Origin of the sequence: Streptomyces sulfonofaciens, assembly GCF_014656295.1 — a bacterium.
Classification (GTDB): Bacteria; Actinomycetota; Actinomycetes; order Streptomycetales; family Streptomycetaceae; genus Streptomyces; species Streptomyces sulfonofaciens.
Genome location: NZ_BNCD01000010.1, coordinates 194,501 through 208,301 on the forward strand (window position 1 = coordinate 194,501; position 13,801 = coordinate 208,301).

Below are 13,801 nucleotides of genomic sequence, written 5' to 3' on the forward strand. Positions count from 1 at the left end.
AGCCGTCCGTCCGGATTCGCCGGGGACCGCGGGGGCTTAGCCCTGCCGCGGCCCATGACCGGGGAGAATCCCCGCAGGCGGAAGCGATTCCGGACGATAGCAGATCAGCGTGGAGCGTCTTAACGCAGCCCTTACGCGGCATCGCGGGACTCCGCGCCTGCCGCGCCCGCCGCCTCCTTGGTGACCACGGAGGGTTCGGGATCGACGTAGAACATCCTGCTGGTGAGGCTGTAGCGGACCTGGCCGCCGACCCAGGCCAGGGCGGTGGCCAGCAGGCTGAGGCCGAAGGCCCGGCCGCTGAAGAGGGTGGTGTCCTCGAGCAGGACGATGAAGACACCGATGAGCAGGATCTGCACGGTGTAGACGAGCAGCCCTGCGGTCATGGCCACTTGCGGCTTGTCCTGGGTGATGCGCATCAGCGCATAGGACCCGAGACCGAAGAACACGGCGACCACGGCCAGCGCCACCAGCCCGCCGACCAGGCCCTTCTCACCTGCGACGAACGCGCTGACCACGGTGGCGACGACTCCCACGGGGGCAGCGATCATCGCCGCACCCCGGAGAATCCGGGCGTCGTTGGACTGCATGCGGGCAGCTCCAGCGGAAGTTGGGGGCGGGTTGCACGGGGTGACTGACAGCGACTCGTCAACGATCCACGTTGAGCAGAGGCTAGCGCCAGGAGGCAGGTCCACCTCGGGCCGGAAGACCGTCCTGCACAAGGTCTTTCGGCTCTTCACCTAGTGGTAGTGAACGGTATCACAAACTATTTGATGAGAGCTTTACCTATTCGGTGTGGTCGCCGTCACACATGAGACCGAAACTGCCCGTCTGCGCATCAGCAGGACCCAACTCGACCAGGTTTGCACGCTTTTGTTAAACGCCGATCGCGTTCTGTCGACCCCTCAGCGTGAGGTTCCGGCACCCCTGCGATCCAGAAAGCGCCCGCTGTGACGATGGTCAATTGCCGTCGCGCCGTTGACTCCTGCGGCACCGGAGACGCCTGAACCGGTCGCAGCGCGAGTGGCCTGCGCCGGCTCCGCCGTGGCCACGGACGCCGATTGCGTCCCCTTCTGCTGCATCTCGCCATGGATTCGCCCGTTTTGGGGGTTATCAGAGGGCTCGACGGCACCGGGATCGTCCGACTCGGCCCGGCCGCCGGGTGCTTGGCCGCCCGCGGACGTCTGACCGGAACCGGACGCCTGGAGCGCGCCGGGCCCCCCGGCCCCGCCGCCGCCCGCGCCGACCCCGCCGCCCGCACCCTCGGCACCGGCGCCCTGCGACGCCGCCGAGGCCGTCCTGCGGGCCCGGTAGCGCGGCGGCACCACCCGCTGGGCCCAGCTCGGCACCCGCGGGGTGAAGCGCGGCAGCAGGAGCAGCACCAGGCCCACCGCGCTCAGCGCCACGATCGCCAGCACGATCCACATCGAGGCGGAGTTGACCGAGTAGGCCAGCGCACCGAAGGCGATCAGCGCCGAGAAGAAGTACATGATCAGCACGGCCCGGCTCTGCGAGTGCCCGACCTCCAGCAGCCGGTGGTGGAGGTGGCCGCGGTCGGCGGCGAACGGCGACTGGCCGCGCCAGGTGCGCCGCACCACGGCGAGCACCAGGTCGGCGGCGGGCACCGCGATGATCGTCAGCGGCAGCAGCAGCGGGATGTAGGCAGGCACCATCTGGTGCACCGCGGCCCGCTCGGAGTGCGCGAAGAGCTTCATCGAGTCCGGGTCGACCTGGCCGGTGATCGAGATGGCGCCCGCGGCCAGCACCAGGCCGATCAGCATCGAGCCCGAGTCGCCCATGAAGATCCGGGCCGGATGCATGTTGTGCGGCAGGAAGCCCAGGCAGATGCCCATCAGGATGACCGCGAAGAGCGTGGCCGGGGCGGCGGCCTCCAGGCCGTAGCCGTACCAGATGCGGTAGGCGTACATGAAGAACGCGGTCGCCGCGATGCACACCACGCCCGCCGCCAGGCCGTCGAGGCCGTCGACGAAGTTCACGGCGTTGATGGTGATCACGACCAGGGCGACGGTGAGCAGGGTGCCCTGCCACTGGGTGAGCGCCACCACGCCGACGCCCGGGACCGGCAGCCACAGGATCGTCAGGCCCTGGACCACCATGACGCCGGCGGCGATCATCTGGCCGCCCAGCTTGATCAGCGCGTCGATCTCGAACTTGTCGTCGAGGACGCCGATGAGCCAGATCAGCCCGGCGCCCGAGAGCAGCGCACGGGGCTCGCTGGAGTTGTCGAACACCTCGTTGAGGCTGGGCAGGTGGTCGGCGACCAGCAGGCCCGCGCAGAGGCCGAAGAACATCGCGATGCCGCCGAGGCGAGGGGTGGGCTCGCGGTGCACGTCGCGGGCCCGGATCTCCGGCATCGCACCGGCCACGATCGCGAACTTCCGCACCGGGCCGGTCAGCAGGTACGTCACCGCGGCCGTGATGCAGAGCGTCAGCAGGTATTCACGCACGGGCTTCCCCACAGGTATCGCTGGCCATCTCAGCCCCACACCCTAGCTTCGTGACGTTAGAGGTGAGGACTTCCGGGTAGCGATGATGGTTGCACGTGATGCGGCCTGCCGCGTCACCGAACCCGCCCGGGGTGGCGTTCAAGCCACCCGGCGGACCCGCCGGCCCCTCCGGCCGCGCACCCCCGCCCCGTTGCCCCGCCACTAACCCTGGGGCGCCGGATAGGGCGGAAAGGCACGGGTGAGCCCCCGCACCTCCCGGCGGGCGGCGGGGGCGGCGAGATCGCCGCGCAGCACGGCCGCGAGCAGCTCCGCGATCCGCGTCATCTCCGGCTCCCGCATGCCCTGGGTGGTGACCGCCGCGGTGCCGAGCCGCAGGCCGCGGGCGTCGCCGTGCGGCAGCGCGCAACTGTCCAGCACGATCGCGGCAGCCCCGAGCCGGCCGCGTGCGGTGCGTCCTTCGACGCCGAGCGGGGCGGGGTCGGCGGTCAGCAGGTGGGTGTCCGTGCCGCCCGTGGTGATCAGCAGCCCTTCCGCGGCCAGGGCCTTGGCCAGGGCCCTGGCGTTGGCCACGACCTGGTGGGCGTAACCGCGGAAGTCCGGCGTCGCCGCCTCGGCGAACGCCACCGCCTTGGCCGCGATGGTGTGCATCTGCGCACCGCTCTGGGTGAACGGGAACACCGCGCGGTCGATCCGCTCGGCCAGCTCGGGCCCGCACAGCAGCATGCCGCCGCGGGGCCCGCGCAGCACCTTGTGCGTGGTGGCGCAGACGACGTCCGCGTACGGCACCGGGCTCGGTGCCGCTCCTGCGGCCACCAGGCCGATGGGGTGCGCCGCGTCGGCGATCAGGTACGCGCCCGCCTCGTCGGCGATGGCGCGGAACGCGGCGTAGTCGATGTGCCGCGGGTAGGCGATCGAGCCGCAGACGATCGCCCTGGGGCGGCGGGCCCGGGCCAGCGCGCGTACCTGCTCGTAGTCGATGAGGCCGCTCTCCGCGCCGACGCCGTAGCCGACGAAGTCGAACCAGCGGCCCGAGAAGTTCGCCGGCGACCCGTGCGTGAGGTGGCCGCCGAACGGCAGCCCCATGGCCAGGACCGTGTCCCCCGGCCGCAGCAGGGCCGCGTAGGCGGCCAGGACGGCGGAGGAGCCCGAGTGGGGCTGGACGTTCACGTGACCGGCGCCGAACACCCGCACGGCGCGCTCGATCGCGATCCGCTCCGCGGCGTCGGCCAGCTCGCATCCGCCGTGGTGCCGGGCGCCCGGATAGCCCTCCGCGTACTTGTTGGCCAGCGAGGAGCCGAGGGCGGCCAGCACCGCGGGCGAGGTGAAGTTCTCGGCGGCGATCAACTGGAGCCCCGCTGCCTGGCGCTCGCCCTCGGCCGCGAGCACCTCGGCCATCTCGGGGTCCTGGCCGCGCAGCAGGGCGAAGTCGGCGAGGGGTGCTTCGGCGGGGCGGGTGGGCATGTACGTACCGTAGCCAGGCGGGCACGGACTGTCCCGTCCAGGCACCCGTTCGGAGCACGTCGCGCCGGTCTCCGGCAGCCGCGCGGACCGCGCACCCGACCGCGGGCAGAGGCAGGACCGCCGCCGCCCCTAGGGGCGGTCCCGGCCCGGGGAAGGCGCGGGGAACGGCACGGGGGCCCGACGAGACCCCCGGACCACCACCGCCCCGCAGACCGTCCCGGTCGCACCCGGCCCACCGGACGGGCGGCAGGCGCCTGGCAGGCGGCAGGGCCGTGGCGGGCGGCAGACAGGCGACCGTGACCGGTGACGGTGACCGGTGACCGGTCACCGGTAAGCCGCGCGGCGGCACCCGAGGGGGCCGGGCCGGCGCTACTTTCCGGTCAGGGCCACCACGACCGGTTCCAGGGCCTGCTGGATCTCCTCCCCCACCGAACGGAAGAAGGGCAGCGGAGCCCCGTAGGGGTCGTACACCTCGTCCGCCTCGGCACTGGGCGCGAGCAGCCAGCCGCGCAGCGCCGCCGCGGCCCGCACCAGCGCCCGGGCCCGCTCCACCACGCCCTCGTCGACGGGATCGGGCAGCGTCGCCGGGTCTATCGCCCGGACCAGCCGGGTGAACTCCTTGAGCGTGAAGGTCCGCAGCCCCGCCGAGTGCCCCATCGATATCACCTGGGCGCGGTGGTCGCGGGTCGCGGTGAGCACCAGGTCCGCCCGGATGACGTGCTCGTCCAACAGCTCACGGCCGACGAAGCCGGCCGGGTCCGCCCCGAGGTCGGCGAGCACCGTCTCGGCGTGCGCCTCCATCGGCGCCCCCTCGTGCCCCCAGGTACCCGCGCTCTCCACGATCAGCCCGCCGATCGGCGTGCCCCCGGCGTAACCGGACAGCGGCGACCCGAGGCGCCCGGCCAGGGCATGGCGCGTCAGCCGCTCGGTGATGGGCGAGCGGCAGACGTTGCCGGTGCTGACGTGGAGGATCCTGAAGGTGTCGCCGATGCCTATGCCACGCCCCTCGGGGGTCGTCAATTGGCCACCTCAAGGTCGGGTACGACCTTGCGGAGCTCGTCGGCGCCGAGCGCACCGGCGCGCAGCAGCACGGGCACCTTCCCGGTGACGTCCACGATCGAGGAGGGCACGATGCCCGGGGTCGGGCCGCCGTCCAGGTAGACCGAGACCGAGTCGCCGAGCATGTCCTGCGCGGCGTCGCACGTCTCCGGCGCCGGGTGCCCGGTGAGGTTGGCTGAGGTCACCGCCATCGGCCCGGTCTCGGTCAGCAGCTCGATGGCGACCGGGTGCAGCGGCATGCGGACGGCGACCGTGCCGCGGGTCTCGCCCAGGTCCCACTGGAGCGAGGGCTGGTGCCGGGCGACCAGGGTGAGCGCACCGGGCCAGAAGGCGTCGACGAGTTCCCACGCCATCTCGGAGAAGTCGGTGACCAGGCCGTGCAGGGTGTTCGGAGAGCCGATCAGGACGGGGCTCGGCATGTTGCGCCCGCGTCCCTTGGCCTGGAGGAGGTCGCCGACGGCCTCGGCGCTGAAGGCGTCGGCGCCGACGCCGTAGACGGTGTCGGTGGGCAGTACGACCAGCTCGCCGCGGCGGACGGCGGACGCGGCCTCACGGAGACCGGTGGTGCGGTCCGTGGCGTCATTGGTGTCGTAGCGCCGTGCCATGGGCGGGCCTCCTCGTGCACATACGGGCTCTGGGGGTGGTGGGTGCGGGTGTGGTGAAAGGGGTGGGGAAGAGCATGGTCCTGCAGGTGGTCACGGCAGCGCCTTGCGGGCGGTCGCGAAACGCGGACGGTTGTTGAGGTCGGGGTGGTCGGCCGCGTCCGCCCAGCCCGACGCCTCGCTGAAGATCCACGGCACCTGCCCGCCCTGGGTGTCGGCGTGCTCGACGACGACGATGCCGCCGGGCCGCAGCAGCCGGTGGGCGGTGCGTTCGATGCCGCGGATGGTGTCCAGCCCGTCCTCACCGGAGAAGAGGGCGAGCTGCGGGTCGTGGTCGCGGGCCTCCGGGGCCACATACTCCCACTCCGTGAGCGGAATGTAGGGAGGGTTGGACACGACCAGGTCGACCTGGCCGTTGAGTTCGGGCAGCGCGGTGCGGGCGTCGCCGTGGTGGATGGTGACCCGGGAGCCGGCGGCCTGGTCGGCGTGCCGGGCGTTCTTGCGCGTCCAGACCAGGGCCTCCTCGGACAGCTCCACGGCGTGCACCCGGGAGCGGGGCACCTCCTGCGCCATCGCGAGGGCGATCGCGCCCGAGCCGGTGCACAGGTCGACGATGAGGGGCTCCACGACGTCCATGGCGCGCACCGCCGCTATGGCCCAGTCGACCACCGACTCGGTCTCGGGTCTGGGTACGAACACCCCGGGCCCGACCTGGAGTTCCAGGTACCGGAAGTAGGCGTGCCCGGTGATGTGCTGGAGCGGCTCGCGGGCCTCGCGGCGGGCGACGGCCTCCCAGTAGCGGGCGTCGAAGTCGGCGTCCCCGACGGTGTGCAGCAGGCCCCGCTTGACACCGTGCACGAAGGCGGCGAGCTCCTCCGCGTCGTTGCGCGGCGAGGGCACGCCGGCGTCGGCCAGCCGCTGGGTGGCCTGCGCCACCTCCGCGAGCAGCACGCTGCGGGGTTTGGGGGGTCGCTCCCCAGGATGAGGCTGCACGCTGGTCCTCCGGGACTGAGCAGGTCGTGGTGCGGGGTGCACGGACGGGCGCGGGCGGTTCCTACGCGGCCGCCAGCTTGGCCGCGGAGTCCGCGTCGACACACGCCTGGATGACGGCGTCGAGCTCGCCGTCGAGCACCTGGTCCAGGTTGTACGCCTTGAAGCCGACACGGTGGTCCGAGATGCGGTTCTCCGGGAAGTTGTAGGTGCGGATCTTCTCGGAACGGTCCACGGTGCGCACCTGGCTGCGCCGCGCGTCGGCCGCCTTGCTCTCCGCCTCCTCCTGGGCCGCCGCGAGGAGCCTGGAGCGCAGGATACGCATCGCCTGCTCCTTGTTCTGCAACTGGCTCTTCTCGTTCTGGCAGGAGGCCACGACTCCGGTGGGCAGGTGGGTGATGCGCACGGCGGAGTCGGTGGTGTTCACGGACTGGCCGCCGGGCCCCGAGGAGCGGTAGACGTCGATCCGCAGGTCGTTCGGGTTGATCTCGATGTCGATCTCCTCGGCCTCGGGCGTCACCAGGACACCGGCCGCCGAGGTGTGGATGCGGCCCTGCGACTCGGTCGCGGGCACCCGCTGGACCCGGTGCACGCCGCCCTCGTACTTCAGCCGGGCCCAGACGCCCTGGCCCGGCTCGACGGCGCCGCCCTTGCGCTTCACGGCGACCTGGACGTCCTTGTAGCCGCCCAGCTCGGACTCGGTGGAGTCGATGATCTCGGTCTTCCAGCCGACGCGCTCCGCGTACCTCAGGTACATGCGCAGCAGGTCCCCGGCGAACAGCGCGGACTCGTCACCGCCGGCGCCGGCCTTGATCTCCAGGATGACGTCCTTGTCGTCGCTCGGGTCGCGCGGCACGAGCAGCAGGCGGAGCTTGTCGGTGAGGTCGTCGCGCTGCTGTTCGAGGTCCCGTACCTCGGCGGCGAACTCCGGCTCCTCGGCGGCCAGCTCGCGTGCCGTCACGATGTCCTCGCCGACCTGCTTCCAGGCACGGTAGGCGGCGACGATCGGGGTCAGCTCGGCGTAGCGCTTGTTGAGCTTGCGTGCGCCTGCCTGGTCGGCGTGGACCGCGGGGTCGGCGAGCTTTTTCTCCAGGTCGGCGTGTTCGCCGATGAGGTCCTCGACCGCCTCGAACATCTGAAGGGCTCCTGATCTTGCGACGTACGTCCGTGGGTCACGGCGGGCGTACGCCACTGGGTCGCACGGAAGGGGTGAGCGAGCAAAAACGCCGGTCCCGGCGCCCCGGGCGGGGCGGCCGAGGACCGGCCTGGGGGTGCCTCCCAGGCCGTCGAGGCACTGGGAGGACGGCTCGCTACTTCTTGGAGCCGGCAGCAGCCTTGCCGAAGCGGGCCTCGAAGCGGGCCACGCGGCCGCCGGTGTCGAGGATCTTCTGCTTGCCCGTGTAGAACGGGTGGCATTCGGAGCAGACCTCGGCACGGATGGTGCCGGATCCGATGGTGCTACGGGTGGTGAACGACGCGCCACAGGTGCAGCTCACCTGCGTCTCGACGTACTCGGGGTGGATTTCGCGCTTCAAGGTGTCTCCTAGGTTCGGGAGGGCGCCGGGTCGCCGCCCGCGGGATGCGGGAGCGTGAACCGGAGCCGACGTACCAGTCTGCCAGGACCGGCGTCATCCCCCAAAACCGGGTCGGGCCCCCGGATATTCCCCGCCCCGGCAGGGCCCCGGAACCGGGCGGCCGGGCCGGCCGCCGAGCAGAGCGCGCCGCATCCGGCCCGGCCCGGACGGCCGATGCCAGGTGCCGGTGCCGGTACCGGTACTTGTACTGGTGGCAGCAGGCACCGCCGGGGCGGACTGCCGCGCCCCACCGGCTCGGCCGGGCGTCCACGCGTCGGCAGCGGCGGCCCCGGGCCGCCGGCCGGCGGCGGAACGCTTTCGCCCGCACGTGCGACGGCTCAGCCGCCGGTGACCACGCGCCCGGCGGCGCCCTTGTCCCCCGCGGAGCCCCTGGTCGCGGCGGCGGGCACGGGCCGGTCCGCCTTGAGCGCGGACCACACCCGGCGGTCCTGCGCGGCGAGCGGCAGGACGCGGTTGGCGTTCTGCGGGTCGTAGGCGACGGGCAGCGTGACCATGGCGGTGCCGTCCGGTCCGATGCCCTTGAGACCCCCGGCGAAGCCCGCGAGCCGCTTCACCGAGGCGAGGTCGGAGTCGGTGGTGACGGCGCTGGTGGCGGTGTCGGCGAGCTCGTAGAGCTTCTTCGGGTCGCTGACCACGCCGACCTGCCTGACCCGGGCGAGCAACGCCTTCACGAACGCCTGCTGGAGCTGGATGCGGCCGAGGTCGCTGCCGTCGCCGACACCGTGCCGGGTGCGGACCAGACCGAGGGCCTGCTCGCCGTCCAGGGTGTGGGTGCCGGGTGCCAGGTGCAGATGGCTCCTGTCGTCGTCGATGGCCTGCCGGGTCGTGACGGGCACACCGCCGAGGGTGTCGACGAGCTTCTTGAATCCCGTGAAGTCGACCTCGACGTAGTGGTCCATCCGGATGCCGGAGAGCGACTCCACGGTCTTCACCGCGCATGCCGGGCCGCCGACCTCGTAGGCGGTGTTGAACATCTGCTCGCGCCCGCCGGGCACCGTGGTTCCGTTGCGGGCGGTGCAGTCCGGCCTGGTGACGAGGGTGTCGCGGGGTATCGAGACCACGCTGGCCCTGCGGTGGCCTCGGTAGACGTGCACGACCATCGCGGTGTCGGAGCGGGACCCGCCGCCGTCCCTGCCGTACCTGGCGTTGGCGCCGGCACGGGAGTCGGAGCCCAGCACCAGGATGTCCATGGAGCCGTTGTCGACGTTCCTGGGCCGGTCCTTGCCGAGGGCGGCGTTGATGTCGACGCCGCTGAGGTTGCCGTTCAGCTTGAGGTAGACGTAGCCGAGGCCACCGCCGCCGAGCAGCACCAGGGCGGCCGCCGCCCAGGCCGTGGCGACGAGGGCCTTGCGGCCCGCGCTCCGCGGCTTGCGCCGGCGCCCTTTCCCGCCGCGCCGCGCACTCGCGCCCGTGGGTGTGTTCTCGTCGGCCATGTGCTCCCCAGTTCGTCGCTGCCCGATTACCCCCCGCCGTCCGCCTCAGTCCGTTCCGCCGCCGTCGGCCGCCCGCACCGGCCCCCGCGGCCCGCCGGCCGCGGCCGGGAACCAGGCAGCAGCGTTGCACAATGCCCCGGTTTCGTCCGGTTGTCTCTTGTGTACGCTCCGTGCCGGACGCAGCCGGCTCCGCCATTCCGAACTGGGATTTCGGGGGTGGGAGCGGAGTGGGCCGACGACGTCGCCGTGTGGCGAACGTCTCGCCCTGCGGGGCCTCCCCCGGGCGCGATCGCGCCGGGGCGGCGGTGCACGGCACGGCGGCGCCGGACACGGGCCGGGGCGGGCCCACGCGAAGGGCCGCCCCCCTCTCCGATGTGATGGCGAGGGGGGCGGCCCTTGAACCGCGTCGGCCGACCGTGCGGCGACCGACCGTTGCGGCGCGCGACTAGTCGCCGTTGCCCGGCGTGGGAGTCGTCTTCTGGATCTGGAGCAGGAACTCCGCGTTCGACTTCGTCTGCTTCATCTTGTCCAGCAGCAGCTCGATGGCCTGCTGCTGGTCCAGCGCGTGCAGCACCCTGCGCAGCTTCCACACGATGCCCAGCTCCTCACCGCTGAGCAGGATCTCCTCCTTGCGGGTGCTGGACGCGTCGACGTCCACCGCCGGGAAGATGCGCTTGTCGGAGAGCTTCCGGTCGAGCTTGAGCTCCATGTTGCCGGTGCCCTTGAACTCCTCGAAGATCACCTCGTCCATGCGCGAGCCGGTGTCGACCAGCGCGGTGGCCAGGATGGTCAGCGAGCCGCCGTCCTCGATGTTGCGGGCGGCACCGAAGAACCGCTTCGGCGGGTAGAGCGCGGTGGAGTCGACACCACCGGACAGGATGCGGCCCGAGGCGGGCGCCGCGAGGTTGTAGGCGCGGCCCAGACGGGTGATGGAGTCCAGCAGCACGACCACGTCGTGACCCAGCTCGACGAGCCGCTTGGCGCGCTCGATGGCCAGCTCGGCGACGGTGGTGTGGTCCTCGGCCGGGCGGTCGAAGGTGGAGGAGATGACCTCGCCCTTGACCGACCGCTGCATGTCGGTGACCTCTTCCGGACGCTCGTCGACGAGGACGACCATCAGATGGCACTCGGGACTGTTGTGGGTGATCGCATTGGCGACCGCCTGCATGATCATGGTCTTACCGGTCTTCGGCGGGGCCACGATCAGACCGCGCTGCCCCTTGCCGATCGGCGAGACCAGATCGATGATGCGGGTGGTCAGCACGCCCGGGTCGGTCTCCAGACGGAGCCTGTCCTGCGGGTACAGCGGGGTGAGCTTGTTGAACTCGGGGCGGCCCCGGCCGTGTTCCGGCGCCATGCCGTTGACCGAGTCCAGGCGGACCAGGGCGTTGAACTTCTCCCTGCGCTCGCCCTCCTTGGGCTGGCGCACCGCGCCCGTGACGTGGTCGCCCTTGCGCAGGCCGTTCTTGCGGACCTGGGCCAGCGAGACGTAGACGTCGTTGGGGCCCGGGAGGTAGCCCGAGGTGCGGATGAAGGCGTAGTTGTCGAGGATGTCCAGGATGCCCGCGACGGGGATCAGGACGTCGTCGTCGGTGATCTGCGGCTCGCCGACCCCCTCCTCGCGGCCGCGCCGGCCGCGCCGGTCGCGGTAGCGGCCCCTGCGACCCCTGCGGCCGCCGCCGTCGTCGTCGTAGCCGTCGTCCTGGCGGCCGCCACCGCCGCCCTGCTGCCGCGGGTTCTGGCCCTGCTGGCTCTGCTGGTCGTCGCCCTTGCCCCGGCGGTCCCCGCGGTCGCGGTCCCGGTCACGGTCGCGGTCACGCCCCCGGCCGCGGTCCCGGTCGCGCCGGCCCTGGCGGCCGTCGCCGTGCTCGCCGGAGCCGTCGTGCTTCTCCGCGTGCTCGGTCCTGGTCTCCGGCTTGGTCTCGGTCTTGACGTCGCCCGCCTCCGCCCTGGCGTCGGGGCTGCCGGCCTCGGCGGTGACGCGGCGCCTGCGGCGCTCGCCGACCGGCTGGTCGTCGCTGGCGGGCTGGCCCGGGATGTCGATCTGCTGCTGTGCGACGGCCTGCCGCGCGGCCGCGTCACCGTCACCGGAGGCGGCCTTCTCGGCACGCTCGGGGGACACGGCGCGACCCGCCCTGCCGACCGTCTCCGCGGCGCCTTGCTGGCCCGCTCCTTCGCCCTGGTCGGCCCGCTTGCCCGCGCGGTCGGCCTTGGCGTTCCCCTCGGCCTGGGCGTCGTCGCCGGTGCGCGCCCGGGAGGTGGCCCGGCGCTTGGGCTTGGTCTCGGACGGGGCGCTCTTCGACGGGGCGCCCGACGTTCCCGAAGCGGCCTGGGAGGTTCCTCCCTGGGCCTGGGCCTCCTTGATGACCTCGATCAGTTGGCTCTTGCGCATCCGCGCGGTGCCCCTGATCCCGAGGCCCGATGCGACCTGCTGCAGCTCGGCAAGCACCATGCCTTCGAGGCCGGTGCCGCGGCGCCGCCTGGTTCCGGCCGATGCACCGGCAGGCGCAGCAGAGGCGTCCGTGGCGGGCGCGGCAGCGGTGTCGACCGTGCTGTCGGCGCTCACGCCCATCAGATCGGTGGTGTCGCTCACGAAGGGTCCTTCCCTGGAGCGGACGTCGGCCTGTCTGGCTCGGCGACCGGTTGTGCTGTCCGGCAGTGGTCCTTGTGGTGGGGACCGTGCCGGGGCGGTGGTCCGCCAAAGCGGCGGAAGAAACAACTGGTGATGGCGATTCCCGGAGCCGTGTCACGGAATTTCTGTGCCATGCGGCTCGGTCACGCCGGTTCCGGAGCTCCCCCAGCTATCGCTGGGAGGTACCTCCACCCAGCGGCTACTGGGCGGTACACCCACTCCGCAATACCGCTCGGTGCGGGGCACAGAGCGATTCGGGGGGCTCCCGGAAGAATGTCTGTCCCGGACGGGGACACGAAGCACCTCGCCATGGTGAGGTCGGGTGCAGACTTGAGGTTAACACTACCGGATCCAACAAACATTCCCCCTCTCGAAATCCGGCAACCGTATCGGGGCAGTCGCGTCACTCGGCCCTCGGCGGCGAAAGGGGCAGCACACTCGCTCCGGCCGAGTCCAGGACCAGGCGGTTCGCCGCCCATCCGTCCCCCGCGAGCAGGGCCACCTTGTCCGCCTCGTCGCACTGCGCCAGCGCGAGGACGGTGGGCCCGGCACCGGAGATGACCGCGGGGACGCCATCGGCCCGCAGCCGCTCCACGAGGGCGGCGCTCTCCGGCATCGCCGGCGCGCGGTACTCCTGGTGGAGCCGGTCCTCCGTGGCGGGCAGCAGCAGCTCGGGGCGCCTGGTCAGTGCCTCGACGAGCAGTGCGGCCCGGCCGGCGTTGGCCGCTGCGTCCACATGGGGGACGGCGCGCGGCAGCAGTGCGCGTGCCGTCTTCGTCAGTACCGGTTTACCCGGTACGAAAACCACCGGAACGATGGAATCGGCAGCATCCATCCTGATCGCGCGTGCCACGCCGCCATCCATCCAGGAGACGGTGAAGCCGCCGAGCAGGCAGGCCGCGACGTTGTCGGGGTGGCCCTCGATCTCCGTGGCGAGTTCCAGCAGGGCGGCGTCGTCGAGCCGGGCCTCGCCGCCTATCGTCACGGCGCGGGCGGCGGTGATGCCCGCGCAGATCGCGGCGGACGAGGACCCGAGGCCGCGGCCGTGCGGAATGCGGTTCGCACAGACCACCTCCAGGCCGCGGGGCTGGCCGCCGAGCAGGTCGAACGCGGCGCGCAGGGAGCGGACGAGCAGGTGCTTCTCGTCGCGCGGAAGCGTGTCGCTGCCCTCACCCGCGATGTCGATGTGCAGGCCGGAGTCGGCCACCCGGACGACGACGTCGTCGTACAGGCCCAGCGCGAGACCGAAGGCGTCGAAGCCCGGGCCGAGGTTGCCGCTGGTGGCGGGGGTGCGCACCCGGACGGCGGCGGCGCGGAAAGCGGGACCGGCCATCGCTCGATGACTCTCCTTGAGCTGCGTGATGTGCGTGGTGTCGAGATGCGTGGTGTCGATGTGCGTGCGGGCTGCGGAACCCGGGGGGTTCCGGTTGCGGGTTGCGGGTCTGCGTGACGTGGGGGCGACGGGTCTGTTCTACGGACGGCATGCGACACGTGGGGGAACCCGGAGCCCGGCGCAGGGGCAGCATCGCGGCATATGCGGCGAGGGGTTCGGTACAGCCTATCG

11 protein-coding genes are annotated in these 13,801 nt (G+C 72.2%); all 11 read right to left on the minus strand.

The window, feature by feature from the left end:
* Positions 1-131: 131 nt before the first annotated feature.
* The 11 genes from IE313_RS18125 to thrB all read right to left on the minus strand — a co-directional run bounded on the left by IE313_RS18125 (position 132) and on the right by thrB (position 13,570).
* The gene (locus IE313_RS18125; RefSeq protein WP_189933405.1) at positions 132-587 is read right to left on the minus strand and encodes a Cg1360 family ATP-synthase-associated protein; all 456 of its coding nucleotides are present in this window, start codon (positions 585-587) and stop codon (positions 132-134) included.
* Positions 588-902: 315 nt separating this feature from the next.
* Positions 903-2,465, minus strand: a complete 1,563-nt coding sequence (locus IE313_RS18130; protein WP_229924739.1) for an MraY family glycosyltransferase — start codon at positions 2,463-2,465, stop codon at positions 903-905.
* Between the two features lie 201 nt (positions 2,466-2,666).
* Positions 2,667-3,926, minus strand: a complete 1,260-nt coding sequence (glyA, locus tag IE313_RS18135; RefSeq protein ID WP_189933409.1) for a serine hydroxymethyltransferase — start codon at positions 3,924-3,926, stop codon at positions 2,667-2,669.
* A 369-nt stretch (positions 3,927-4,295) separates the two neighbouring features.
* A complete protein-coding gene (locus IE313_RS18140; protein WP_189933410.1) occupies positions 4,296-4,946 on the minus strand; it encodes an arsenate reductase/protein-tyrosine-phosphatase family protein in 651 nt (216 codons plus the stop codon).
* On the minus strand, positions 4,943-5,590 hold the full coding sequence (locus tag IE313_RS18145; protein WP_189933412.1) for an L-threonylcarbamoyladenylate synthase: 648 nt from the start codon (positions 5,588-5,590) through the stop codon (positions 4,943-4,945). The genes IE313_RS18140 and IE313_RS18145 overlap by 4 nt, the downstream gene beginning before the upstream one ends.
* Positions 5,591-5,680: 90 nt before the next feature.
* Positions 5,681-6,580 (minus strand): peptide chain release factor N(5)-glutamine methyltransferase, encoded by a 900-nt coding sequence (prmC, locus tag IE313_RS18150; protein ID WP_189933414.1) that lies wholly within the window; start codon positions 6,578-6,580, stop codon positions 5,681-5,683.
* A gap of 61 nt (positions 6,581-6,641) precedes the next feature.
* Positions 6,642-7,712 (minus strand): peptide chain release factor 1, encoded by a 1,071-nt coding sequence (gene prfA / locus IE313_RS18155; RefSeq protein ID WP_189933416.1) that lies wholly within the window; start codon positions 7,710-7,712, stop codon positions 6,642-6,644.
* 175 nt (positions 7,713-7,887) lie between these two features.
* The gene (gene rpmE, locus IE313_RS18160; protein ID WP_189933418.1) at positions 7,888-8,112 is read right to left on the minus strand and encodes a 50S ribosomal protein L31; all 225 of its coding nucleotides are present in this window, start codon (positions 8,110-8,112) and stop codon (positions 7,888-7,890) included.
* Positions 8,113-8,489: 377 nt separating this feature from the next.
* Entirely contained in the window at positions 8,490-9,605 is a 1,116-nt protein-coding gene (locus tag IE313_RS18165) for an LCP family protein (RefSeq protein ID WP_189933420.1), read from the minus strand.
* A 445-nt stretch (positions 9,606-10,050) separates the two neighbouring features.
* Positions 10,051-12,198, minus strand: coding sequence for a transcription termination factor Rho (gene rho / locus IE313_RS18170; RefSeq protein WP_189933422.1), 2,148 nt, complete (start codon positions 12,196-12,198; stop codon positions 10,051-10,053).
* 442 nt (positions 12,199-12,640) lie between these two features.
* The gene (gene thrB, locus IE313_RS18175; RefSeq protein WP_189933424.1) at positions 12,641-13,570 is read right to left on the minus strand and encodes a homoserine kinase; all 930 of its coding nucleotides are present in this window, start codon (positions 13,568-13,570) and stop codon (positions 12,641-12,643) included.
* Positions 13,571-13,801 lie beyond the last annotated feature (231 nt).